Here is a 23,509-nt window from a genome sequence, read left to right as displayed (position 1 = left end):
AATTCTCCCCCTTGTCTTACTGGGCCGCGCCGTCAGATTTGTAAAAGGACCCGCCTTGCGGGTCCCGCCGCCACCCGGCCCGTGGGGCCGGCCAGCCGCCGTCGCGCGGATCAGCCGCCGACGGCCTGCGCCGGTTGCGCCGCGCCCGCCGCCGAGGCGGTACGCTCGGTCCAGCCGCCGCCCAGCGCCTTGTACAGGTTCACCAGGTTGGACAGGCGCGCGCGGCGCGTGTCCACCAGCGACTGCTGGGCGCTGTACAGCGAACGCTGCGAATCCAGCACGCTCAGGTAGTTGTCGATGCCCTGGCGGAAGCGCTGGTCGGACACATCGTAGGCGCGCTGGCTGGCGTCCACCAGCAGGCGTTGCGCCTGGATCTGCTCGTCCAGCGTGCCGCGTCCGGCCAGCGCGTCGGCCACTTCGCGAAAGCCCGACTGGATCGCCTTTTCGTACTGCGCGATCTGCACGTTCTTCTGCACATGGGCCAGGTCCAGTCCGGCCAGCAGCGAGCCGCCGGCGAAGATCGGCACCGTGATCTGCGGCGTGAAACTCCAGGCCCCGAACCGCCATCGAACAGGCCGCCCAGGCTGGAGCTGGCCGTGCCCGCCGTGCCGGTCAGGCTGATGGTCGGGAAGAAGGCCGCGCGCGCCGCGCCGATGTTGGCGTTGGCGCCCTTGAGCTGGTGCTCGGCCGCGCGGATGTCCGGGCGGCGCGCCAGCAGGTCGGACGGCAGCCCGGCCGGCAAGGCGGTGGGCAACATGCCGTCGTCCAGCCTGACGGCCTGGTCCAGCGCCGCCGACAGATCGTCGGGCAGCGGCTGGCCCGCCAGCAGCACCAGCGCGTTGCGGTCCTGCGCGGCCTGGCGCGTGTACTGCGACAGGTTGCGCTCGGCGGTGCGCAGGCCGACCTCGGCCTGGCTCAGGTCCAGCGCGGTCGACAGGCCGATGTCGTAGCTCTGCTGCGTCAGCTTGAACGAATCCTGCTGGCTCTTGAGCGTGTCGCGCGTCAGCGCCAGCAGCTCCTGGTCGGCGCGCAGCGTCAGGTAGGCGTTGGCGACTTCGGCGACCAGCGACAGCTGCGTGGCCGTGCGCGTCTCGTCCAGCGCCAGGTAGGACTCCAGCGCCTTGTCGCTCAGGCTGCGGATGCGGCCGAACAGGTCCAGCTCCCAGGTCGACAGCGCGGCGCCCACCTGGTAGTTGTGGCTGGTGGTGGCCTCGCCGCCAGGCGTCAGGCTGCCCGGCGTGCGCTGGGCGGTTTCCTTGCCGGCCAGGCCGACGCTGGGCATCAGGTTGGAACGCTGGATGCGGTATTGCGCCCGCGCCGCCTCGACGTTCAGCGCTGCCACGCGCAGATCGCGGTTGTTGGCCAGCGACATCTCGATCAGCCGCTGCAGCAGCGGGTCGGTGAAGAAGTCGCGCCAGCCGACGTCGGCCGTGGCCACGCCGGCGGGGTTGACCGCGTCGGGCTTGTAGGCCGCGCCGGCCGGATAGGCGGCGCTGACCGGCGCGTCCGGACGCTCGTAGGTCGGGGCCAGCGAGCAGCCCGCCAGGGCCGCCGCCAGGGATACGGACAACAGGGTTCTCATCGGAATCATCATTGCGCAGGTCCCTCCGCCGCGACGTCGGTCTCGTGCTTGTCGCGCTGTTCGCTCATGCGCTTGACCTTGAACAGCTTGAGCATGACCACGAAGAAGGTGGGAACGAAGAAAATGGCCAGGAAGGTGGCGGTCAGCATGCCGCCGATCACGCCGGTGCCGATGGCGTTCTGGCTGCCCGAGCCCGCGCCCGAGGAGATCGCCAGGGGCACCACGCCCAGGATGAAGGCCAGCGAGGTCATCAGGATGGGCCGCAGGCGCTGGCGCGCGGCGTGGATGGCCGACTCGATCAGCCCCGCCCCCGACTCGTAGTGCTCCTTGGCGAATTCCACGATCAGGATCGCGTTCTTGGCCGCCAGGCCCACGGTGGTCAACAGCCCCACCTGGAAGTACACGTCGTTGGACAGCCCGCGCAGCATGGTCGCGGCCAGCGCCCCGATAATGCCCAGCGGCACCACCAGCATCACCGCCGACGGGATCGACCAGCTTTCATACAGCGCGGCCAGGCACAGGAACACCACGATCAGCGAGATCGCATAGAGCGCCGGCGCCTGCGCGCCCGACAAGCGCTCTTCGAACGACATGCCGGTCCATTCGTAGCCCACGCCGGTCGGCAGCTGCGCGGCCAGGCGTTCCATTTCCTGCATGGCGGCGCCCGAGCTGTAGCCCGGCGCGGCCTGGCCCTGGATGTTGAAGGACGGCGAGCCGTTATAGCGGTTCAGCTTCTGCGGGCCGTAGGTCCAGGTGGCCGACGAGAAGGCCGAGAACGGGACCATGTCGCCGTCCTTGTTGCGCACGTACCATTTCTCCAGGTCCTCGGGCAGCATGCGCGCGGATGCGTCGCCCTGCACGAACACCTTCTTCACGCGACCGCGATCGATGAAGTCGTTGACGTAGGACGAGCCCCAGGCGGTGGCCAGCGTGCTGTTGATGTCGGACACCGCCACGCCCAGCGCGCGCGCCTTCTCGCGGTCGATGTCGAGCTGGTACTGCGGCGCGTCCTCGATGCCGTTGGGGCGCACGCCCTGCAGCACCGGGCTCTTGGCCGCGGCGCCCAGCAACTGGTTGCGCGCGGCCAGCAGCTTCTCGTGGCCCACGCCGGCGCGGTCCATCAGCATGAAGTCGAAACCCGTCACGTTGCCCAGTTCCATCACCGAGGGCGGCGGCACCACGAACAGCATGGCGTCGCGCATGGTCTTGCGGAAGTGGGCGTTGGCGCGCGCGGCCACGGCGCCGGCCTTCAGGCGGGCGGCGCCGCGCTCGTCCCAGTCGCGCAGCTTGATGAACAGGATGGACGCGTTCTGGCCACGGCCGCCGAAGTTGAAGCCGTTGACGGCGAACACCGAGGTCACGGCTTCTTTTTCTTCTTCCAGCAGGTACTTGGTGGCCTCGTCGATGACGGCCTTGGTGCGTTCTGCGGTGGCGCCCGACGGCGTCTGGATCTGGGCGAACAGGATGCCCTGGTCTTCTTCCGGCAGGAACGCGGTCGGGATGCGCGTGAACATCCAGGCCATGGCGATGACGATGGCCAGATAGACCAGCATCAGCCGCTTGCCACGGTTCAGCACGCGCGACACGGTGTTGGCGTAGCCCTCGGTGCTGCGGTCGAACGAACGGTTGAACCAGCCGAAGAAACCGCGCTTGGCGCCGTGATGGCCCTTGGGAATCGGCTTGAGCATGGTGGCGCACAGCGCCGGCGTGAAGACGATGGCCACGATCACCGACAGCACCATGGACGAGACGATGGTGATCGAGAACTGGCGGTAGATCACGCCCGTGGAGCCACCGAAGAAGGCCATGGGAATGAACACGGCGGCGAGCACCATGGCAATGCCGATCAGCGCGCCCGTGATCTGGGTCATGGACTTGCGCGTGGCCTGCTTGGGCGTCAGCCCTTCCTCGGCCATCACCCGTTCGACGTTCTCCACCACCACGATGGCGTCGTCCACCAGCAGGCCGATGGCCAGCACCATGCCGAACATGGTCAGCGTGTTGATGGAATAGCCGAAGGCCGCCAGCACGCCGAAGGTGCCCAGCAGCACCACCGGCACCGCCAGCGTCGGAATGATGGTGGCGCGGAAGTTCTGCAGGAACAGATACATCACCAGGAAGACCAGCACGATGGCTTCGGCCAGCGTCTTGAACACTTCCTCGATCGACAGGCTGACGAACGGGGTCGTGTCATACGGATAGACCACGTCCATGCCCGGCGGGAAGAACGGCTTCAGGCTGTTGATGGTGTCGCGCACCGCCTGCGCCGTGTCCAGCGCGTTGGCGCCCGGCGCCAGCTTGACCGCCAGGCCCGAGGCCGGCTTGCCGTTGAAGTAGCTGTCGATGGCGTAGGTCTGGCCGCCCAGCTCGATGCTGGCCACGTTGGCCAGGCGCACCTGCGAGCCGTCCGGATTGACCTTCAGCAGGATGCGGCCGAAGTCTTCCGGCTTCTGCAGGCGCGACGGTCCGATGATGGTGGCATTGAGCTGCTGGCCGCGCACGGCCGGCAGGCCGCCCAGCTGGCCGGACGACACCTGGACGTTCTGCTCCTTGATGGCATTGACCACGTCGGTGGTGGTCAGGCCATAGTTGATGAGCTTTTCCGGATTCAGCCAGATGCGCATCGCGTACTGCGAGCCGAACAGCTGGAAGTCACCCACGCCCTGCGTGCGGCTGATCGGATCCTGCACATAGGACGCCACGTAGTCCGCCAGGTCGTCCTTGGTCATGGTGCCGTCGGTGGAGACGAAGCCCGCCACGATCAGGAAGTTCTTGGTGGCCTTGGTGACGCGGATGCCCTGCTGCTGCACTTCCTGCGGCAGCAGCGGCTGCGCCAGCGACAGCTTGTTCTGCACCTGCACCTGCGCGGTGTCGGGGTTGGTGCCCTGACGGAAGGTCAGCGTGATGGACATGCTGCCGTCGGAGTTGCTTTCCGACGAGATGTACTCCAGCCCGTCCAGGCCGTTCATCTGCTGCTCGATCACCTGCACCACGGTGTCCTGCACCGTCTGCGCCGAGGCGCCGGGATAGGTCACCGCGATGCCGATGGCCGGCGGCGCGATGTTGGGGTACTGCGAGACCGGCAGCTTCAGGATGGAAAGCGCGCCGGCCATCATCAGCACGATCGCGATCACCCAGGCGAATACCGGCCTGTCGATAAAAAACTTTGCCATGCGTGGCTCCCTGACTTACTGCTTCTTCGCGTCGGCGGCCGCTGGCGACTGCTGCGCCGTCTGCGGCTTGGCGCCGGCCTCGGTGGCCACGACCTCGACGCCGGGACGCACCATCTGCAGGCCCTCGACGATCACCTTGTCGCCCGCCGCAAGCCCCGAGCTGACCAGCCACTGGTCGCCCACGGCGCGGTCGGTCTTCAAGGTGCGCAATTCGACCTTGTTCTCGGCGTTGACCACCAGCGCCGTCGGCTCGCCGCGCTGGTTGCGCGTCACGCCGCGCTGCGGCACCAGCAGGCCCTGGCTGGCCACGCCGTCGACCAGGCGGGCGCGCACGAACATGCCCGGCAGCAGCCGGCGGTCGGGATTGGGGAACACCGCGCGCAGCGTGACCGAACCCGTGCCCGGATCCACCGTGACTTCCGAGAACTGCAGCTTGCCCTGCTGCTTGTACTGCGTGCCGTCTTCCAGCGTCAGCGTGACCACCGCGGACTGCTCGCCATCGGCGCGGGTCAGCTGGCCGCTGGCCAGCGCTTCCTGCAGGCGCAGCAGCTGCACGCTGGACTGCGTCACGTCGACGTACATCGGATCGATTTGCTGCACGGCCGCCAGCGCGGCGGCCTGGTTGGCGGTCACCAGCGCGCCCTCGGTCACCGAGGAGCGGCCGATGATGCCGTCGATGGGCGACAGCACCTTGGTGTAGACCAGGTTGATGCGCGCCGTGTCCAGCGCGGCCTTGGCCGACAGCACGTCGGCGACCGCCTGGTCGCGCGCGGCGACGGCATTGTCATAGGTCTGTTGGCTGACGGCGCGCGTGGCCACCAGCGGCTTGTAGCGTTCGACCAGCAGCGCGGCGGTCTTCTGCTGCGCCTGGGCGCGCGCCAGGGCGGCCTTCTGGCTGTCCAGCGTGGCCTGGTACAAGGCAGGATCGATCTGGTAGAGCTGCTGCCCGGCCTTGACGTCGCCGCCTTCGGTGTACAGCCGCTTCTGCACGATGCCGTTGACCTGCGGCCGGACCTCGGCCACACGGAACGGCGAGGTCCGGCCCGGCAACTCGGTGGTCAGGGAAACCGCCTTGGTGGACAGGGTCACGACCGAAACCTGCGGCTTGCCCGCCTGGGGCGCGTCCTGCTTCTTGCCGCAAGCGGCCAGGGTGAGGGCCGATGCCGTCAGCGCGACGACCGCCGCGCCGCGCCACATAGCGCTTTTCTTGTTCATACGTTCAGTTCCCAATCACGATAAAAGTTGCCCCCCGACCGGCCGCGCGGACTGGCGCGCGACGCAACGGCGGAAGACTGCCTTGCCCGGAAGCGCCGAGCGTACATCGCCCGGACGGCTTCTGTACGACCCGCCCGCTCTACATTTTGGAAAACAACAGATCTGGGTCCACGCGGCGCGCGGATCGGGTAGCGGTTCGGGGAAATGGTGGACTCGGACGGTCAGGCAGGGCGTTGCTGCAATGCAGAACTCGCATTCTGCGTTATCCCGCACGAGAAACAAAGAGCAATCAAGAGAAAACATCATTCCATCTGTGGGACAATCCTACGACTCCCTCTATGACAAAATTCCGCCATGAAACGTTTACAAGGCATGGAGCTCTTCGTCGAAGTGGCCAAGACGCATAGTTTCAGCCGCGCCGCCGCCAGCCTGGGCATCCCCAAGTCGACTTTGTCTCGCCAGGTGGCCGAACTCGAACGCTCCGTGGGGCTGCGCCTGCTCAGCCGCACCACGCGCAAGGTCGAACTGACCGACGCCGGCCGGCTGTACTTCGAGCGCTGCCAGCTGATCGTGGCCGAGGCCCAGATCGCCCATGAGGAATTGCAGAAGCTGGTCGACACCCCGGTCGGCCCGCTGCGGGTCAACATGCCCGCCGACTTCGGCACGGACTTCCTGGCCGAATCGTTCATGGAATTCTCCCTGCGCTATCCGGACGTCACGTTCTATCTGGACCTCGCCAACCCGGACCACGCTCAGCGCGTGTTCCAGACCTGCGACGTGTCCATCGAGATCGGCGAACTGCCCGACTCGACGCAGATCGCGCGCCTGCTGGGCATGCTGCCGGCCTATCTGTACGCGTCGCGCGAGTACCTGGAAAAACACGGGGAGCCCAAGCATCCCAGCGACCTCACCCGCCACGAGTGCATCGAGTTCCGCGCAGAAGGCGCCGGCCGCGTCACGCGCTGGCCGCTGAACAACGGCGACCAGCACATCGAGTTCACGCCCGGCAACCGCTTTTCGGTCAACGGCGTCGCCATGGCGCGCCGGCTGGCGATGCTGGGCGCGGGCATCGCGGTGCTGGTCGGAGGCCAGCACGAGGAACGGCGTTCGGGCCAGCTGCTGCGGGTGCTGCCCGACTGGCAACTGGGGCCCTTCCCCGTCTATGCGGTCACCGAGACCAGGCTCCTGCCCGCCAAGACCCGGATCTTCATCGAATTCCTGATGGAGCGCCTGGGTGGCGGGCCAGCGAAGGATAGCGCCGCTTTCATGAAATGACGGCGCGCTGGAAACAGACTGAAAAATCTGTGTGCGGATAAGGCCCGGGGCGGAGCGCCCGGGCCGGGACGGGCCTAGAAGCGCTCGTCCTCGCGCAGGTAGCGCCACTGCCCCAGCGGCAGGTCGCCCAGCGCCACATGGCCGATGCGCACGCGCTTCAGGCCCACCACCTTGAGCCCGACCAGCTCGCACATGCGGCGGATCTGGCGCTTCTTGCCCTCGCGCAGCACGAAACGCAGCTGGTCGCTGTTCTGCCAGCGCACCTGCGCCGGCCGCAGGGCCTTGCCGTCCAGCGACAGGCCGTGATTCAACAGTTCGAGGCCGCGATCCGACAGGCTGCCCTGCACGCGCACCAGGTATTCCTTGTCGACCTCGGAATCCTCGCCGATCAGCTGCTTGGCGATGCGGCCGTCCTGCGTCAGCACCAGCAGGCCCTGGGAATCGATGTCCAGCCGGCCGGCCACGGCCAGGCCGTCCAGATGGCCGCGCTCGAAGCGCTGCGGCGCGCGGTCGGCGGCAAAGCGTGAACGCGAGTCGATCAGCGCCACGGCCGGGGTATAGCCTTTCTCGGCCTGGCCGGACACATAGCCCACCGGCTTGTTGATCAGTATCGTGACGCGCGAGGTCTGGCGCGCCTGCGCGGCGCGTTCCAGCGTGATGACCTGGTCGGGAAACGCGCGGGCGCCCAGCTCGGACACCACCACGCCGTCGACGCGGACCCAGCCGCGCTCGATATAACCATCGGCCTCGCGGCGCGAACAGAGCCCACGCTCGGACATGAGCTTGGAGATGCGTACTTTTTCCATGGCCGCCATTGTATGCCCAGCCCCGCCGCCGCCCGGCCTGCGGCATCGCGCCGCAAGAGCCCGGGCACGGCTCTTGGCATAATACGCAGCCATGATCCTTCCCGCAGCATTCCGCCCCCCTCTCGCCGCCGGCTGGCTGGCCAGTGCGCCGCCCGCCCTCACCCCCGCCCAGCGCCACTGGCTGTTCCGTCCCGGCGCCCTGACCGCCGGACTGCGCCAGGTGGGCCAGGTGCGGCTGCGCGTGCTGGCCGAGTACGCCGACGGCGCGCCGCAGGATGAAGCGCGCGCCATGCGCATCGCGCCGGGCGCGCCGGTCTGGATCCGCGAAGTGCTGATGTCCGTCGACGGCGTGGACAGCGTGCCGGCCCGCAGCCTGACGCCGCTGGCCGCCTCGCACGGCGCCTGGCAGGGCATGCGGCGCCTGCGCACGCGGCCGCTGGCCGACATGCTCTATCACGATCGCACGGTCATCCGCTCGCCTTTCGCCTGCCGCCGGCTGGCCTCGCCCGTGCCGTTTCACGCCACCGCCATCGGCGCGCTGCCGCCCGAAACGCGCGAACTCGATGCCGCCCGCATCTGGGCGCGCCGCTCGGTGTTCTGGCGCCAGGGCCGGCCGCTGCTGGTGGCCGAGTGCTTCCTGCCCGCCTTCTGGCAACTGGTCGCCGGCAAACCCGTGCCGCCGCTCATGCCGCACCAGCGCACGCCGCGCTGAGGCCCGCCTCAACGCGCCGGCCTCGTGGCTGGCTGCGCAATCGGCCTCGTGTCCACCGCCAGGCACAGCAGCCCCGTCAGTAACGCCAGGCCGACATGCGCCATGTACAGCGGATCGAAATCCGCGTGACTCAGCGCGCCCTTGCCCAGCAGCAGCACCGTGATCGCCACGCCCAGCACGGCGCCGATCTGGCGCGTGGCCTGGTTGACAGCGCTGCCCACCGCGTAATGCTGCGCCGGCAGCCGGCTGACGGCCGCGCCGGCCAGCGAAGGCAGCACCATGCCCACGCTCAGGCCGCTCAGCACCAGGCCCGGCAGCCAGGCGCCCAGATAATCGGGCTCGGCGCCCGGCACCAGCAGGAACCACAGTCCCGCCACCGCATACAGCAAGGCACCGCCGACCAGGAACGGCCGATGCCCCATGCGCGCGGCCAGCCTGCCGGTCACGATGGCGGTGGGCATGACCAGCAGCGGCCCCGGCGTCACCGCCAGCCCGGCCTTGGGCAGGCTGTAGTGCCAGACGCCCATCATGTAGAAGAAGAAGGCGAAGAACATCATCGCGAAGGCGATGCCGAAGCTCAGCGTCGCCAGGTTCGCATAGCGATAGCTGCGATGCTGGAACAGCGCCAGGTCCACCAGCGGCTGCGGCGCGACGCGGGCCCAGGCCACGAACGCGGCCAGCGCGCCCGCGCCGACGGCGGCGGCAACCCATAGTTCGCCGGCCGACCAGGCCGGCGATTCCGATTGCACGATGGCCAGCGCCACCGCGCCCACGCCCAGGATCAAGAGGGCCATGCCCACCCCGTCCAGGCGCCGCCGCGACTCGGGCCTCACCGATTCCTGCAGCAGGCGCGCGCCGCGCCACAGCGACAGCGCGCCCAGCGGCACGTTGATGTAGAAGGCCCAGGGCCAGCCCGCCGCGTCCACCACGAAAGCGCCCAGGCTGGGACCGACCGCCGCCGCCAGCCCCGCCACCGCGCCCCACAGGCTCACGGCCACCGTGCGCTGCGCGACCGGAAAGGCGGCCAGCACGATGGACAGCGACGCCGGCGTCAGCAAGGCCGCGCCGACCGCCTGCGCCACGCGCGCGGCCACCAGCCAGCCCACGCTGCCGGCCAGCCCGCAGGCCGCCGACGCCGCCAGGAACAAGGCCACGCCGATCAGGAACATGCGCTTGCGGCCATAGGCATCGGCCAGCCCGCCGGAAGGGATCAGCATGGCGGCATAGACCACGGTGTAGCCGTTCAGCACCCAGGACATGTCGGCCGCCGAGGCCTGGGGAAAGCCAGCGCGCAGCGCGCCGAAGGCGGCGTACAGCAAGGTGGCGTCCAGCGACACCAGGAAAACCGCGACGCTGGCGATCCAGAAGACCGGCCAGGGAGAGCCTGCGAATTCCGCTGAAGGCGGCGCGGGCGTATGAACCGAGGAAGACATGATTGAACGGATTCCAGGAAAGCCGCGCCTTGCGGAGCGGTCGTTGCGCTTCATGCGCGGAAAAATATGATGATCATCATATTTAGGAATAAGAAAATGGCCGCGCACGGCGGCCGCGACTTGCATTCCCTCAATGCGGCGCGCGTTCACCCTCCGGTTCGTAGCGCGACAGCAGCGCCTGGCGCGCCTCGGCCAGCACCGCCCGCCCCTCGGCGTTGTCACCCAATGCGCGCGCCAGCTGCAAGGCGCCCACCAAGGTGCTGGTCACGGCCGTCGCCGCGCCGGGCTGCGCATCGGCAGGCAGGAAACGCCGCACCAGATTCATCAGGCCACGTACCCGGCCCGCGCCAGACTCGCGCAGCTCCGGCGACTGGCGCGGCATTTCAGATACCAGCGACGACACCGGGCAGCCGCCCTCGCAGCCGCCCAGGTGCGCTTCCGACAGATAGGTTTCGACCAGCGCGCGCAGCGGGCTGGCGCCCTGCTCGCGCCGCTGTTCCATGCGCTGCATCAGGCGCGCGGCGCCATCCTGCCCGGCGCGCTCGACGGCCTCGACCAGCATCGCGTCGCGCGACGGAAAGTGCGCGTAGAACCCGCCGTGGGTCAGCCCTGCTTCCTTCATGATGTCCGCCACGCCCACGCCGGCGTAGCCCTCGCGGCGCACGGCGCGCGCGGCGACCTCGACGATGCGCTCGTGGGTCTGCTCTTTGCGGGGAGTGGAACGGGACATGGCAGCAGCAGGAAATATGATGATCGTCATATTAATGAGCCGCGACATCGGCGCGCAAGCATTTTTTATTCGTGCCGTCCGCAGCAATGCGGAACAGGCTTGCGCAATATAATTCACCACACAACGTTTTCACCGCCAGACCCACCCCCGGCGGGCCTATCGCCCGCCCCACTCCCAGAGATGGATCATGACTGAAGCGCAGCAAACGGAATTACTGTTTTCTTACGGCACCCTGCAGCAGGAAAACGTGCAGCTGTCGACCTTCGGCCGCCCCCTGGGCGGCGAGAACGACGCCATGATCGGCTACCGCCTGGACATGGTCGAGATCACCGATCCCGAGGTGCTGCGCGCCAGCGGCCAGAAATTCCATCCCATCGTGTCGCCCACCGGCATTCCCGCCGACGAAGTCGCGGGCCAGGTCTTTCGCATCACGCCCGCCGAGCTGGCGGCCGCCGACGACTATGAAGTGTCGGACTACAAGCGCGTGCTCGCGCCGTTGAAGTCGGGGAAGAAGGCCTGGGTGTACGTGCGCGCGCAATAACCCGTTGCTCGCATCCCGTCTTGTTCCTGGTTGGAGCAGGACGGGATCAATCGCTGGAGCAGCGCCGGCATCAGCTCAGTATTCGAAGCCACCGTCATCCCCGATCGCATCAAGGTCGCGCGCGCCATGCAAGACCCGGATGATCGTGACCGTATCGGCAACAGGTCGGTAGTAAATCGCATAAGCGCCATGAAACACGACGCGCAGTTCCGACCCAAGCTGCCTGCGTTCTGGATGCCCCAGCGGAAATGCCAACAAACGCTCGCACGTGGCGTACAGCTTCTCCACGAATCGGCTGGCCACGCTCTCCGATGCTTCCTCGGCAATGTATGCCCAGATCTCGGCCAGGTCCCGCCCGGCGCTTTCCGTTATTTGGAGCGAGCGGCTAATAGTCGTTTCCCCCGCTTCGCAATCTCAGCCACATCGAAGGCCTTGACGCGCCCCGCAGCGACGTCGGCCAAGCCCTGATCGATATCTGCTTTCAGCGAAGCCAGTTCATCGAGCATGAGTTGGCGCCGCAACCTCCATTCGCGCAAGGCTTCGCGCACGACCTCGCTCGTCGAGGCATATTCCCCCCCGTCCACGGCCTGCTTAATGGAAGCGGCCATTTCCGCGGGCATGGTGACAGTCAACCGTTCCAGGGTCGTGCTCATGGCAACTCCCGATGCAGCATCAAAAATCATACTTTTTCATACTGTAAGGACGAAGTCCACCCCTTCCCGAAATGGGATCGCGTTTATATGTCCCTTTGTGCAATGCGGCCCGATGCCTGTCAGCCGCTCAACGCCAGGTTTCCGGCTCGATCGTAGCCTCGCCCTTGTCGGCCGAGAAATAAACAATGCCGTCGGAGATATTGACGTTGACCTGCATCGTGCGCTCGGCCAGCTGCGCCAGCGCGCGGCTCTGTTCGGACGGCAGGTTGACGATCTTCAGATTGCGGGCGCGTTCCAGCTTGTTGCGCACGCCATCCCACCAGATCTTGCTGGCCGAGCCGCCATAGCAATAGACGATGACCTGCTCGGCGCGGCCGCAGGCGCGCAGAATGCGGCGTTCCTCGGGCTGGCCGACTTCGATCCACAGCTTGACCGCGCCGGTCAGGTCCTTTTCCCAGAGGTCCGGCTCGTCGGTGTCGCTCAGTCCCTTGGTGAAGGCCAGTTCCTCGCTGGCGTGCAGCGCGAACGCGACCAGGCGCACCATCATGCGCTCGTCGGTCTCGGACGGATGGCGGGCCACGGTCAGGCCGTGCGTGCCGTAATAGTGGCGATCGGTGTCGGCCACGTTGAGGTCGGCCTTGTAGATGGTGGCGCGCAGGGCCATGACGGAATTCCGGAAGTGAACGCGTATCGCGAAGCCCGCCATGATACCGCCAGCCGCCGCCCCCTGCCGCGGCTTGCCACGCGGCGCTACACTGCATCCAGGCCGCGCCCGGTCCGGGTCCCGTTGCAGTCGCGGACGCAGCCCCGATGACCATCCCGACCGCCCCTCATCGCAAGCCCTCCTGCCGCCCGCCTATCCGCAAACCCCGCCATGACCGCCACCGCCGCCCTGCTCGCCTTCACCCTGGCCGCCGCCATCCTCACCGTCACGCCGGGCCTGGACAACGCCCTGGTGCTGCGCACCGCCGCGGTCGAGGGCGGACGCCGCGCGCTGCTGGCCGGGCTGGGCATCAGCACGGGCTGCCTGGCCTGGGGCGCGGCGGCCGCGTTCGGGCTGGGATCGCTGCTGGCCGTGTCCACCGTCGCCTACGACGTGCTGCGCATCGCCGCGGCCGCCTATCTGTTCTACCTGGGCGCGCGGCTGCTGTGGAATACCTGGCCCGGACGCCGCCAGGCAGGCCAGGCCAGCGCCTCCGCGCTGCTGGCGGCGGAACTGTCCGCCCGTCCCGCCTCCGGCGGCGCCGGCTGGTTCATGCGCGGCTGCCTGACCAACGCGCTCAATCCCAAGATCGGCGTGTTCTACGTCACCTTCCTGCCGCAATTCATTCCCGCCGGCGCCGACGTGATGCGCTTCAGCCTGCTGCTGGCCGCTGTGCATGCCGTGCTCGGCATGCTGTGGTTCGGCCTGCTGGTCGCGGCCACGCGTCCGCTGGCGCGCTGGCTGTCGCGCCCGGCCGTCATGCGCGGGCTGGACCGGATGACGGGCGCGGTGTTCATCGCATTCGGGCTGAAGCTGGCGCTGGAGAAACGCTGAGCAGGAAGCTCTCGATGGCGGCCGCCAGCGCCAGCGGCGTTTCGTTCATCGGATAGTGGCCGGCGTTCTCCAGCACCTCCACGCTGGCCAGCGGATAGCGGCGCGCATAGGTGTCGGCCATCAGGCCGGCGTTGAACACGGGATCATGCCGACCCACCAGCGCCTTCAGCGGATGCCTGCCGTCGATCGCATCGCTGAAATCCGTGTCGGCCCAGGCGCGAAAATAGGCGGCGAAGGCCGCTGGCATCGAGCTCGCCGCCGAATACGCCGCCTTCCACGCCACCCACGATGCCGGCAGGCGCCCGCCGGTGCTGCGGTCGATGATGGTCCGGCGCTGTTCCAACTGCACAGCCGCGCCCTCAAACAGGGCCCGTCGCGCCGCATCCATCCGTATCCCGCCGCAGGGAACGGGCGCGACGGCGACCAGCGCGCGTACGCGCTCGGGCGCGAGCGCGGCGATCCGCTCGATCGCCATGCCGCCCATTGAATGCCCGATCAGGCTGAACGACGCGAACCCCAGCTCGTCCGCCAGCGCGAGCGCGTCCGTGGCGATTTCGTCGATCGTGTAGTCGCCCTGCGCGTCCCTCATGCCGCCATAGCCCCGGTAATCCATGAACACGTAGCTGAACGCGCCGCCGTCCAGCCAGGCTTCGATCGGCTCGAAAGCATGTGCATCGCCAAACCAGCCGGGCAGGACCAGGACGGGATGGGGGCCATTGCCCACGCGGTGAAAGGTGTTTGCCATACGGACTCCATGATGATCGCGCCGCCCCGGCGCCCGGCCGCAACGCGGGCCAGGCACTGAACGGCAACACAAAAACCCATCGTAGAAGCGCGCGCGGCGGCCCGCCTTCGATGGCGGGCCAATCGTTATAGAATCCGGGCCATGCGCAATACCCTGCTCGATCCCTACGAACACCTGCCGCGCAGCGTGGTCGTCACCGCCAACGACTATCCCGCCGGCTCGACCTTTCCCGCGCACACGCATCTGCGCGGCCAGTTCGCCTATGCCTCGCGCGGCGCCATCAGCGTGGCGACGCCGCAAGGCCGCTGGCTGGTGCCGCCGCAACGGGCCTGCTGGCTGCCGGCGGACATGGCGCATGAAATGACGATGAACGGGCCGGTCACGATGCTCAACGCCTTCATCGCCCCGCCTGCCGCGCACGCCGCGCGCCTGCCGGACCATTGCTGCGTCCATGGGGTGTCGCCCTTGTTGCGGCTGCTGCTGGATCAGGCGGTCGACCTGCCCGCCCTGTACGACGTCGAGGGACGCGACGGCAAGCTGATGGCGCTGCTGGTCGCGGAAATCGCGGCCATGCCGCGCCTGCACCTGCACGCGCCTCTGCCCGAGGACCCGCGCCTGGCGCGCGCCTGCCTGCGCCTGTTCGCCGCGCCCTCGATCGGTGCGAGCCTGGACGAGATGGCGGCCGACGCCGGCATGAGCCGGCGCACTTTCACCCGGCTGTTCCGCGCGCAGACCGGCGCCAGCTTCGCCGCTTGGCGACAGCAGGTCTGCCTGCAGGCAGCGATCGCGCGCCTGACACAGGGGCAGTCCGTGACCCGCGTGGCGCTGGACCTGGGCTATGCCAGCCCCAGCGCCTTTGCCTCCGCGTTCCGCCGCGTCCTGGGCGCGACGCCGAGCGCCTATCTCGACATCGGATAGCGCTCAGTACACCCCGATAGGGTGCCGCGCCACGTAGTGCCCCTCGCCCACCTGCGCCAGCGGCTGGACCAGCGGATCGTCGCCCAGCTTGCGCATCGGGCTGGGAATCTCGTCCACCAGCAATGAGCGCTCGCGGTGGCGGCGCGCGGGATCGGCGATGGGCACGGCCGCCATCAGCTTCTTCGTGTACGGATGCTGCGGGTTCTCGAAGATCGCGCGGCGCGGACCGATCTCGACGATCTGGCCCAGGTACATCACCGCCACGCGATGGCTGACGCGCTCGACCACCGCCATGTCGTGCGAGATGAACAGGAACGACACCCCCAGCTCGCGCTGCAGGTCCAGCAGCAGGTTCACGATCTGCGCCTGGATCGACACGTCCAGCGCCGACACCGATTCGTCGGCGATCACCACCTTGGGGTTCAGCGCCAGCGCGCGCGCGATGCAGATGCGCTGGCGCTGGCCGCCGGAGAACTCGTGCGGATAGCGGTCGATCATCTCGGGCAACAGGCCGCACTTGTCCATCAGCCAGCGCACCCGCTCCTCGGCCGCCTTGCCGCGCGCCACGCCGTGGATCAGCAGCGGTTCCATGATGGAGTAGCCGACCGTCATGCGCGGATCCAGCGAGGCGAAGGGATCCTGGAAGATGAACTGAATATGCTGGCGCAGCGTCTGCATGGCGCTGCCGCGCAGCGCGCCGATGTTCTTGCCGTCGAATTCAATGGTGCCGGCCCGGCTCTTGACCAGCTGCAGCAGCGAACGGCCGGTGGTGGTCTTGCCGCAGCCGGACTCGCCCACCAGCGACAGCGTCTCGCCGGGGTACAGGTCGAAACTGACCTTCTCGACCGCGTGCACGCGCTTCTGCACCCGGCCCAGGATGCCGCCGGTGATGTCGAAGGTGGTGGTCAGGTCGCGCACCTTCAGCACCGGGCCGTGCTCGCGCCGCACGGTCGAGGGCTGCGCGACGGGGGCCGGGGCTGAAGCCGAGGCTTGCGGCGCGCCCTTGACCGCGTCGTCCACGCGCAGCAGCGGAAACGGCGCGGGCTCGTCCGTGCCGTGCATGGCCCCCAGGCGCGGCACCGCCGACAGCAGCGCGCGCGTGTAGGCGTGCTGCGGCCGGGCAAAGACCGCATCCGAACCGCCCTCCTCCACCTTGTCGCCCCGGTACATGACCAGCACGCGGTCGGCCACCTCGGCCACCACGCCCATGTCGTGCGTGATGAAGATCACGCCCATATCCATTTCCTCCTGCAGCTGGCGGATCAGCTGCAGGATCTGCGCCTGGATGGTCACGTCCAGCGCGGTGGTGGGCTCGTCGGCGATCAGCAGCTGCGGCTTGCAGGACAGCGCCATGGCGATCATGACGCGCTGGCGCATGCCGCCGGACAACTGGTGCGGATAGCGGTCCAGGATGGCGCGGGCCTCGGGGATGCGCACGCGTTCGAGCATGCGCAGCGTCTCGGCGCGCGCCGCCGCCGCGTCCAGGCCCTGGTGCAGGCGCAGCGCCTCGGCGATCTGGTTGCCGGCCGTGAAGCTGGGGTTCAGCGAGGTCATCGGCTCCTGGAAGATCATGGCCACGTCGGCGCCGCGCACGCGCTGCAGCGTCGCGTCGGACGCCGCCACCAGGTCCAGCACCTCGCCGCTGCGCCGGCGCAGCAGCATGCCGCCGTTGACGATGCGCCCGCCGCCGTATTCCACCAGCCGCATCAGCGCCAGCGACGTCACCGACTTGCCCGAGCCCGACTCGCCGACGATGGCCAGCGTCTCGCCCCGGTCCACATGGAACGACACATTGCGCACCGCCTCGACGACGCGGTCCGGGGTCTTGAAGCGCACGGTCAGGTCGTTGACCTGGACCACGCGTTTGGAATCCATTGTTGCCATGATGATTACTTTTCCTGGCGCGGATCCAGCGCGTCGCGCAGCCCGTCGCCCAGCAGGTTGAAGCCCAGCACCACCAGGAAGATGGCCGATCCGGGGAAGATCGACATCCACGGCGCCTGGGTCATGAAGTTCTTGGCGGTGTTCAGCATCGAGCCCCAGGACGGGTTCGGCGGCTGCAGGCCCAGGCCCAGGAACGACAGGCTGGCCTCGGCGATGATGGCCGTGGCGATGGTGATGGTGGCCTGCACGATCAGCGGCGGCATCACGTTGGGGAACACATGGCGCGCGATGATGCGCAGGTCCGACGCGCCCAGCGCGCGGGCGCTCTGCACGTAGTCCTCGCTCTTGACGGCCAGCACCTGTCCGCGCGTCAGGCGGATGAATTTGGGCGCGGCCGACACGCCAATGGCGATCATGGCGTTCATCAGGCTGGGGCCCAGGAAGGCGGCCAGCGCGATCGCCAGGATCAGGAAGGGAATGGCCAGCAGCGCCTCGGTGGCGCGCGAGATGCAGCTGTCGGTCCAGCCGCCGAAGTAGCCGGCGGCCAGGCCGAACGGCACGCCCACGGCGAGCGCGATCAGCACCGACACCAGGCCGGCCATGAGCGAGGCGCGCGCGCCATAGACCATGCGGCTGAAGATGTCGCGGCCCAGCTCGTCCGTGCCGAGCCAGTATTGCGCCGACGGCGCCTTGCGGATGGTGGTGAAGCTGGTCTGGAAGGGATCGTGGTTGGCCACCAGCGGCGCCAGCAGGGCCAGCGCCACGAAGAACAGCACGATGGCCAGGCCCAGCATGGCGATGTGGTTGCGCTTGAACTTGCCCCAGGCGCGGTTGCGGCCGCGCGGCGGCGCGGCGGCGGCGGGATTTGCGGAAATGGCGCTCATGCGTGCCTCAGGCGGGGATTGACCAGGATGTACAGGATGTCGGCCAGCAGGTTCATCAGGATGAAGCCCACCGCCACGCACAGCACCACGCCCTGCACCACGGCGTAGTCGCGCGTGAACACGGCATCCACCACCAGCTTGCCGAAGCCCGGGATGGTGAAGACCTGCTCGGTCAGCACGGCGCCGGCCAGCAACTCGCCGAACAGCAGCGTCACCAGCGTGACGATGGGCATGAGCGCGTTGCGCAGCGCGTGGCGCAGCACCACGCTGCGCGCCGGCACGCCCTTGGCGCGGGCGGTGCGCACGTAGTCGGCCGACAGCGCCTCCAGCATGGCCGAGCGCGTGTGCCGCATCAGGTAGGCGGCGATGGCCGTGGACAGCACCAGCGCCGGCATCAGCATGGTCTTGATCGACAGCCAGAAATCCTCGGCCGGCGACACATAGCCCGAGGCCGGCAGCAGCTTCCACTGCACTGACACCACCATGATGAGGATGATGCCCAGCCAGAAGTTGGGAATGGACATGCCCGACAGCGCCGCGATGTTGGCGCCCATCTCGACGGGCTTGCCCTTGCGCACCGCGGCCAGGATGCCCATCGGGATGCCGACCAGCAGCGCGAAGAACATGGCCATGGCCGCCAGTTGCAGCGTGACCGGCAGCTTCTGGCCGATCAGCGTGGTGACGGGCACGTCGGTGCGCAGCGACTTGCCCAGGTCGCCCTGCAGCACCTGGCCGGCCCAGGCCGCGTACTGCATGGGCAGCGGGTCGTTGAGCCGGTATTTGTCGCGCAGGTAATCGAGCACGGCCGGGTCGCGCTCCTCGCCGGCCAGGGTCAGTACGGGATCGCCGGGCAGGATCTTCTGCAACATGAACACGATCATCGACACCAGTATCAGTGTCGGGATCGCGACCAGCACGCGGCGCAATATGAGTTTGAGCATAGGGAAAACCGTAAGGGCAAGACGGCGGACGGGACCGGACCGCGACAGCCTGGCGCGCATCCGCCGGGAACAGCGGCCGGCGCCAGGGACGGCGCCGGATCGGGCGGCGGCGCCTGGCCGCCGCCCGCTACATCAAAGACGAGATCGCAACGACGCCTACTTCTGCGCGAAGGTGACGCCCTTCAGGCGGATCATGCCGTCCGGATAGGGCACGAAACCCTTGACCTTCTTGGCCAGCGCGAAAGGCCAGGGCTGGTAGTAGTTGTACACGCCCGGCAGCTCGTCCTGGATGATGGCCTGGGCCTGGTCGTAGATCGCGCGGCGCTTGGCCTCGTCCGGCACGGTGCGGGCCTCGTTGAGCAGCTTGTCGACTTCCGCGTTGCAGTAGTGGCCGTCGTTGAGCGCGCCCTTGCAGGTGACGAAAGCGTGGATGTTGCCGTCCGGATCGACGCGGCCGGACCAGCCCAGCATCACCACCTGGAAGTTGCCGCCGGCCGATTCCTTCTGCAGCGCGGCGTACTCGGTCGGACGCAGCGACAGGTCGAAGCCGGCCTCGGACGCCATGGCCTGCACCATCTCGGCGACCGACGAGGTGGTGGTGTTGTTGCCGAACATGACCTCGGCCTTCACGCGCTCGAAGCCCGCCTGCTTGAGCAGCGCGCGGGCCTTGGCCACGTCGCGCTTGGTCGGCGGGAACTTGTCGCTGTGATAGGGGCTGGCGGGCGGGAACGGCTGCTGCGCCGGCTCGAAGATGCCGCCGCCGGCCACTTCGTTGATGGCGTTGCGGTCGATGGCGTACTGGAAGGCCTGGCGCACCAGTTTGTTCTTGAACGGATTGTCCTCGGCGCGCTTGCCGTTGGCCACGTTGAACATGAACTGCTGGAAGCCCAGGCCCGCCACCGGCGCGAAGGTCAGGCTGGCGTCGGTCTTGACCTGGGGCACGTCGGACGGGTTCAGGCGCTCGAGCAGGTCCAGGTCGCCGGCGCGCAGATTGGACAGGCGCACGGTGGTGTCCGGGATCGGCAGGAAGGTCAGGCGCTTGAAGGCGTAGTCCTTGGCGTCGTAGTACTGGTCGAACTTGTCCAGCACGATGCGGTCGTTCTGGATGCGCTCGACGAACTTGTACGGGCCGGAGCAGATCGGCTTGCGGCCCACTGCGGCCACGTCGTCGCCGAAGGTCTTGGGCGACAGCATCATGCCGGCGCGGTCGGACAGCTGGGCCAGCAGCGTCGCGTCGGGCTGCTTGAGCGTCAGCACCAGCGTGGCGGCGTCCGGCGCCTCGACCTTGGCCACCGAGCCCAGCTCGCCCCTGCGCAGGCTGTCCGGCAGGGTCATGGCGCGGTCCAGGTTGGCCTTGGCGGCGGCGGCGTCGAACTTGCTGCCGTCATGGAACAGCGCGTCCTCGCGCAGCTTGAAGGTCAGCGTCTTGTTGTCTTCGCTGAACGTCCACGAGGTGGCCAGCTGCGGCACGAAATGCAGCTTGGGATCGATGTCGATCAGCTTGTCGCACAGCGAGGTGAAGACGATGCGGCCGACATAGGTGCGGGCGCGGTGCGGATCCAGCACATCCGGATCTTCCTGCAGGCCGATGCGCAGGTTCTGCGCGCTGGCGGCGCAGGTGCCCAGCGCCAGCAGGCCGGCGCCGAAGGTCAAGGCAAAGCGTTTCATTGCGGTATTTCCCCTTGTATGTGCAATGCGCCGGCCCGGTGTCCCCGGGTCCGGCTGGCGGCCGTCAGAAGCCCACGGCCTGGCCGTCGCGGCGGCTGTCGCTGGCGGCCACGTAGCCCAGCTCGTTGTCGTTCTCGGACATGCGCCAGATGAACTGGCCGGCGCCGAAGTCCATGTACGGATCCTGCACGGACTTCAAAGGATGCCCCAGGTCCTTCAGGCCGGCAACGGTGGAGCCGGCCATGTTCGTTTCGATGTCCAGCGTGAAATCGCGGTTGACCTTCCAGCGCGGCGCGCAGCAGGCGGCCTGCGGCTGCTGGTGGTAGTCGATCATGCGCACCACGGTCTGCAGGTGGCCTTGCGGCTGCATGTCGCCGCCCATCACGCCGAAGCTCATGACCGGCTTGCCGCCGCGCGTCAGGAAGCCCGGGATGATGGTGTGGAACGGACGCTTGCCGCCCTCGACCACGTTGGCCGACTTCGGATCCATCGAGAAGCCCACGCCACGGTTCTGCAGGCTGATGCCGGTACCCGGCACCACCACGCCCGAGCCGAAGCCCATGTAGTTGGACTGGATGAACGAGATCATCATGCCGTTCTCGTCGGCGGCGGTCAGGTAGACGGTGCCGCCGGCATGCGGACGGCCTGCCTCGAAATGCGTGGCGCGGTCCAGGCGGATCAGCTTGGCGCGGCTGTCCAGATAGGCGTCCGACAGCATCTGCTCGGGCGTGACTTCCATCGAGCGCGGGTCGGCCACGTACTTGTACAGGTCGGCGAAGGCCAGCTTCATGGCTTCGATCTGCACGTGCTGCGACTGCACCGAATCCACGGGCATCGAGGCCATGTCGAAGCGCTCGACGATGCCCAGCGCGATCAGCGCGGCGATGCCCTGCCCGTTCGGCGGGATCTCGTGCAGCTCGTAGCCGCGATAGGACCGGGAAATCGGCTTGACCCATTCCGGCCGGTAGCCGCGCAGGTCTTCCAGCGTCATGGCGCCGCCGCATTCCGTGCTGAAGGCGGCGATGCGCTCGGCCAGCTCGCCTTCGTAGAAATCGCGGCCCTTGGACACGGCGATGCGGCGCAGCGTGTAGGCAGCGTCGGGGAAACGGAAATGCTCGCCCACCTTGGGCGCCCGGCCGTCGGGCATGAAGGCCTGGGCGTAGCCGGGCTGCGCGCTCAGTTCATTGGCGGCGGCGGCCCACTTGTGCGCCACCACCGGCGGCACGGCGTAGCCGCGCTCGGCGATCTCGATGGCCGGCTCGAACAGCTGCTCGAACGGCAGCTTGCCCAGCTTTTCATGCAGCGCGGCCCAGCCGGCCACCACGCCCGGCACCGTGACCGAGTCCCAGCCGCGCTTGGGCTGCACCGCCAGCCCGTTCGGGCCGACGCCGTGCTTGCGCTTGAAGTATTCGACGTTCCAGGCGGCCGGGGCCACGCCGGAGGAATTCAGGCCATGCAGCTGCTGGCCGTCCCAGACGATGGCGAAACAGTCGCCGCCCAGGCCGCAGGAAACCGGCTCGACCAGCACGATGGCAGCCGCGGCGGCGATGGCCGCGTCCACGGCGTTGCCACCCTTGAGCAGCATGCGCAATCCGGCCTGCGCCGCCAGCGGGTGCGAGGTGGACACCACGTTGCGGGCGAACAGCGGAATGCGGACGGAGGGATAGGGATTGCTCCAGTCGAAGGCTTTCATGTCTCGGGTCTCTGCGGAAGGGATTCGTTATGTTGAACCGGATGACATTACTCTTGGCATTTGATTAAATCAATTTGATTTTTTGTTCAGTAATATAAGAAAACTTTGTGAATCGGCGATCCGGTTCCGCCCGCCGTCCCGGCGCCCCGCGCACACCCGATTCCGGCTTGCGCCACGGTGGCGGCACCACCGTGTTAACCCCTAGAAGACACCATGAGCACCATCCGTTTCCTGCGTACCTTTCTGGCAGTGGCGCATCATGGCTCCTTCTCCGAAGCGGCCGAGCAGGTCGCCCTGACCCAGGCCGCCGTCAGCTTCCAGATGCGCTCGCTGGAAACCGAGCTGGGCCGCGAGCTGTTCGACCGCAGCGGCCGGCTGGCCATCCTCAACGCCGCCGGCCGCGAGCTGCTGCCCGAAGCCAAGCAGCTGCTGGACATGTACGACCGCCTGCGCCTGCCGCGCACCGCGCCGGGCGAGCTGGCCGGCTCGGTGTCGGTGGGCAGCATCGTGTCCTGCATGGGCACGCTGTCCAAGGTGGTGTCGGGTCTGAAGAAGGCGCATCCGAAGCTGGACGTGCGCGTGCTGTCAGGCAAGGCCAGCGAGCTGGCCGGTCGGGTCGAGGACGGCGAGCTGGATGCCGCCTTCCTGGTCGAGGCCGGCCGCAAGATGGCCAGCACCCGCTGGACGGCGCTGTATGAAGAAGAGCTGGTTGTGATCGCGCCGCCCGGCGCGCCCGGCAAGGACGCGCGCCAGGTGCTGGCGAACAATCCATTCCTGCGTTTCGACCGCACCCAGCGCACCGGACTGCAGATCGACCGCCTGCTGCGCCGCCTGGCCGTGCCGCTGAATGAATTCCTGGAATTGAACGCGATCGAGACCCTGGTCGAGCTGGTGCGCCAGGAAGTCGGCGTGACGTTGCTGCCGCTGATCAATGGCTCGAACTGGCAACAGAGTCCGCAGCTGCGCATCCTGCCGCTGCCGGCCGACCTGGGGCCCTCGGCGCGCGCGATCGGCATGCTGGAACGGCGCGAGCATGCGCGCCAGGGCATCACCGCGGCGATCTGCGCGGCCTGCCACGCGGCCTTCGAGGCGCGCGCGGCGCAAGCCGCGCGCTGAGGC

At 68.1% G+C, this 23,509-nt stretch carries 20 protein-coding genes and 1 pseudogene; 6 read left to right on the top strand and 15 right to left on the bottom strand.

Translation table 11 applies throughout. The features are described from left to right. Nucleotides 1–110: 110 nt before the first annotated feature. The 3 genes and pseudogenes from adeC to AC6LJ9_RS25585 all read right to left on the bottom strand — a co-directional run bounded on the left by adeC (nt 111) and on the right by AC6LJ9_RS25585 (nt 5,970). Nucleotides 111–1,594 (bottom strand): annotated as a pseudogene (gene adeC / locus AC6LJ9_RS25595) (AdeC/AdeK/OprM family multidrug efflux complex outer membrane factor). Next, entirely contained in the window at nt 1,591–4,755 is a 3,165-nt protein-coding gene (locus tag AC6LJ9_RS25590; protein WP_498149704.1) for an efflux RND transporter permease subunit, read from the bottom strand. The pseudogene adeC and the gene AC6LJ9_RS25590 overlap by 4 nt, the downstream one beginning before the upstream one ends. Nucleotides 4,756–4,770: 15 nt before the next feature. Continuing rightward, nucleotides 4,771–5,970, bottom strand: a complete 1,200-nt coding sequence (locus AC6LJ9_RS25585; RefSeq protein ID WP_498149703.1) for an efflux RND transporter periplasmic adaptor subunit — start codon at nt 5,968–5,970, stop codon at nt 4,771–4,773. A 372-nt stretch (nt 5,971–6,342) separates the two neighbouring features. Between AC6LJ9_RS25585 and AC6LJ9_RS25580 the strand changes: the two genes are divergently transcribed. Next, the gene (locus tag AC6LJ9_RS25580) at nt 6,343–7,245 is read left to right on the top strand and encodes a LysR family transcriptional regulator (RefSeq protein WP_212320867.1); all 903 of its coding nucleotides are present in this window, start codon (nt 6,343–6,345) and stop codon (nt 7,243–7,245) included. A 74-nt stretch (nt 7,246–7,319) separates the two neighbouring features. Here AC6LJ9_RS25580 and AC6LJ9_RS25575 read toward each other — a convergent pair whose 3' ends face one another. Continuing rightward, entirely contained in the window at nt 7,320–8,051 is a 732-nt protein-coding gene (locus tag AC6LJ9_RS25575) for a pseudouridine synthase (protein WP_212320869.1), read from the bottom strand. Between the two features lie 91 nt (nt 8,052–8,142). Between AC6LJ9_RS25575 and AC6LJ9_RS25570 the strand changes: the two genes are divergently transcribed. After that, nucleotides 8,143–8,763, top strand: a complete 621-nt coding sequence (locus tag AC6LJ9_RS25570) for a chorismate--pyruvate lyase family protein (RefSeq protein ID WP_498149702.1) — start codon at nt 8,143–8,145, stop codon at nt 8,761–8,763. An 8-nt stretch (nt 8,764–8,771) separates the two neighbouring features. Here AC6LJ9_RS25570 and AC6LJ9_RS25565 read toward each other — a convergent pair whose 3' ends face one another. After that, entirely contained in the window at nt 8,772–10,196 is a 1,425-nt protein-coding gene (locus tag AC6LJ9_RS25565) for an MFS transporter (RefSeq protein ID WP_498149701.1), read from the bottom strand. 130 nt (nt 10,197–10,326) lie between these two features. Beyond that, on the bottom strand, nt 10,327–10,926 hold the full coding sequence (locus AC6LJ9_RS25560) for a TetR/AcrR family transcriptional regulator (RefSeq protein WP_498149700.1): 600 nt from the start codon (nt 10,924–10,926) through the stop codon (nt 10,327–10,329). Nucleotides 10,927–11,113: 187 nt separating this feature from the next. Here AC6LJ9_RS25560 and AC6LJ9_RS25555 point away from each other — a divergent pair, with 187 nt between their 5' ends. Continuing rightward, complete coding sequence (locus AC6LJ9_RS25555) at nt 11,114–11,467, top strand: gamma-glutamylcyclotransferase family protein (RefSeq protein WP_498149699.1); 354 nt, start codon at nt 11,114–11,116, stop codon at nt 11,465–11,467. A gap of 75 nt (nt 11,468–11,542) precedes the next feature. Here AC6LJ9_RS25555 and AC6LJ9_RS25550 read toward each other — a convergent pair whose 3' ends face one another. From AC6LJ9_RS25550 to AC6LJ9_RS25540, 3 genes are all read right to left on the bottom strand, one after another. Continuing rightward, nucleotides 11,543–11,794, bottom strand: coding sequence for a type II toxin-antitoxin system RelE/ParE family toxin (locus AC6LJ9_RS25550; protein WP_498149706.1), 252 nt, complete (start codon nt 11,792–11,794; stop codon nt 11,543–11,545). A gap of 41 nt (nt 11,795–11,835) precedes the next feature. After that, nucleotides 11,836–12,120 (bottom strand): ribbon-helix-helix domain-containing protein, encoded by a 285-nt coding sequence (locus AC6LJ9_RS25545; protein ID WP_498149698.1) that lies wholly within the window; start codon nt 12,118–12,120, stop codon nt 11,836–11,838. Between the two features lie 127 nt (nt 12,121–12,247). Then, nucleotides 12,248–12,784, bottom strand: coding sequence for a YaeQ family protein (locus tag AC6LJ9_RS25540; RefSeq protein WP_103273980.1), 537 nt, complete (start codon nt 12,782–12,784; stop codon nt 12,248–12,250). 210 nt (nt 12,785–12,994) lie between these two features. Between AC6LJ9_RS25540 and AC6LJ9_RS25535 the strand changes: the two genes are divergently transcribed. Further along, a complete protein-coding gene (locus AC6LJ9_RS25535) occupies nt 12,995–13,657 on the top strand; it encodes a LysE family translocator (protein WP_498149697.1) in 663 nt (220 codons plus the stop codon). Here the strand turns inward: AC6LJ9_RS25535 and AC6LJ9_RS25530 are convergent. Further along, nucleotides 13,617–14,402, bottom strand: coding sequence for an alpha/beta fold hydrolase (locus AC6LJ9_RS25530; protein WP_498149696.1), 786 nt, complete (start codon nt 14,400–14,402; stop codon nt 13,617–13,619). The two genes, AC6LJ9_RS25535 and AC6LJ9_RS25530, sit on opposite strands and share 41 nt — an antisense overlap. A gap of 141 nt (nt 14,403–14,543) precedes the next feature. Here AC6LJ9_RS25530 and AC6LJ9_RS25525 point away from each other — a divergent pair, with 141 nt between their 5' ends. Continuing rightward, nucleotides 14,544–15,320: an AraC family transcriptional regulator gene (locus tag AC6LJ9_RS25525; protein ID WP_498149695.1), complete on the top strand. Its 777-nt coding sequence runs from the start codon at nt 14,544–14,546 to the stop codon at nt 15,318–15,320. A gap of 3 nt (nt 15,321–15,323) precedes the next feature. Here the strand turns inward: AC6LJ9_RS25525 and AC6LJ9_RS25520 are convergent, their stop codons facing one another. The 5 genes from AC6LJ9_RS25520 to ggt form a co-directional block, all read right to left on the bottom strand. Continuing rightward, a complete protein-coding gene (locus tag AC6LJ9_RS25520; protein ID WP_498149705.1) occupies nt 15,324–17,195 on the bottom strand; it encodes a dipeptide ABC transporter ATP-binding protein in 1,872 nt (623 codons plus the stop codon). Nucleotides 17,196–17,209: 14 nt separating this feature from the next. After that, on the bottom strand, nt 17,210–18,088 hold the full coding sequence (locus tag AC6LJ9_RS25515) for an ABC transporter permease (protein ID WP_212319017.1): 879 nt from the start codon (nt 18,086–18,088) through the stop codon (nt 17,210–17,212). Continuing rightward, entirely contained in the window at nt 18,085–19,029 is a 945-nt protein-coding gene (locus AC6LJ9_RS25510; RefSeq protein ID WP_212319015.1) for an ABC transporter permease, read from the bottom strand. The genes AC6LJ9_RS25515 and AC6LJ9_RS25510 overlap by 4 nt, the downstream gene beginning before the upstream one ends. Before the next feature lie 156 nt (nt 19,030–19,185). Then, nucleotides 19,186–20,697 carry an ABC transporter substrate-binding protein gene (locus AC6LJ9_RS25505; RefSeq protein WP_498149694.1) on the bottom strand — a complete coding sequence of 504 codons (1,512 nt, stop codon included), beginning with the start codon at nt 20,695–20,697 and terminating at the stop codon, nt 19,186–19,188. Nucleotides 20,698–20,761: 64 nt separating this feature from the next. Beyond that, nucleotides 20,762–22,390, bottom strand: a complete 1,629-nt coding sequence (ggt, locus tag AC6LJ9_RS25500; RefSeq protein WP_498149693.1) for a gamma-glutamyltransferase — start codon at nt 22,388–22,390, stop codon at nt 20,762–20,764. Between the two features lie 213 nt (nt 22,391–22,603). Between ggt and AC6LJ9_RS25495 the strand changes: the two genes are divergently transcribed. Beyond that, a complete protein-coding gene (locus tag AC6LJ9_RS25495; protein ID WP_212319008.1) occupies nt 22,604–23,506 on the top strand; it encodes a LysR family transcriptional regulator in 903 nt (300 codons plus the stop codon). Nucleotides 23,507–23,509: the final 3 nt, after the last annotated feature.

It is taken from the genome of Achromobacter sp. 1011811831, assembly GCF_059760905.1.
This window is presented reverse-complemented; position numbering and strand designations above follow the sequence as displayed.